Genomic DNA, 1,026 nt, shown 5'->3' on the forward strand with positions numbered 1-1,026 from the left:
CCGTTCGTCATCGAGCGCCCCGACGAACTGCGCGACCTCGTCACCGCGCTCGCCGATCGCCTCGCGTCCCACGCCCGCCAAGCCTGACAGCGAGGAACCGATGTCATGAGAGGGCACAGTTAAGGCTGGTGAATCCCCCGGGGAGGAACATCATGAAGTAGAATGCGCGTTCGAGTGAGTCGGCGGCCGAGGCCGTTGAGCCAGAGCTGGACCGGGCTCTCGTGGGTGGGCTGGTGGCCCAGGCGAAGGCCGACGGGATCCGGATGACCGGTGAAGGCGGCCTGCTGGCGCAGTTGACGAAGCTCGTGGTCGAGGGAGCTCTGGAGGGTGAGCTCACCGATCACCTTGGGCGGGAGAGCGGGGAGCGGGCCGACGAGGGCCGCAGCGGGAACTACCGCAACGGGCATCGCGCGAAGACGGTGACGACCGAGGCCGGGCCGGTGGAGATCAAGGTGCCCAGGGACCGCAACGGCTCGTTCGATCCGCAGTTGGTGCGCAAGCGGCAGCGGCGTCTGACCGGGGTGGACGAGATGGTGTTGTCGCTGTCGGCCAAGGGCCTGGCCCACGGGGAGATCTCCGCCCGTCTCCAGGAGGTCTACGGCGTGGAGGTGTCGAAGCTGACCATCTCCACGATCATGGAGGCGTGGACACGGAGGTGGAAGCCCGTCCTCAACGCCTTCGTCATTGCGTTCGACGGCCGGCTCACCGTCGGCATGACCAACCACTGAAATCCAACAATCGAGTTACACCACTCGCTGGACAGACCCGCTGTTGACACTGGGCAACCGTGTTCGGAGGCCGTTGGGGGGCCGTGGAGCGCGCTGCGACGCAGGTCGGCCGGCACCGAGTCGGCATGCCACGGACCCCGTGCTGGTTCCGTGCCGGCTTCGAAGGCCGGAATCATGGAAAACCGCAGGCCCTAGCCCTGATCGGATGAGTTGTCGTACCACTCGACGGTGGTGCCGATGAGGGACGCGGCGACGATGTGCTTGAGGTTGTTCGGGGCCGGTGGAGCGGTTGCGGGCG

1 pseudogene is annotated in these 1,026 nt (G+C 66.9%); it reads left to right on the forward strand.

The window, feature by feature from the left end:
• Nucleotides 1-206: 206 nt before the first annotated feature.
• A pseudogene (locus ADK41_RS16920) lies at nucleotides 207-656 on the forward strand (transposase); the annotation flags it as partial.
• Nucleotides 657-1,026: the final 370 nt, after the last annotated feature.

It is taken from the genome of Streptomyces caelestis (assembly GCF_001279005.1).
In the GTDB taxonomy this organism is placed as follows: Bacteria; Actinomycetota; Actinomycetes; order Streptomycetales; family Streptomycetaceae; genus Streptomyces; species Streptomyces heliomycini.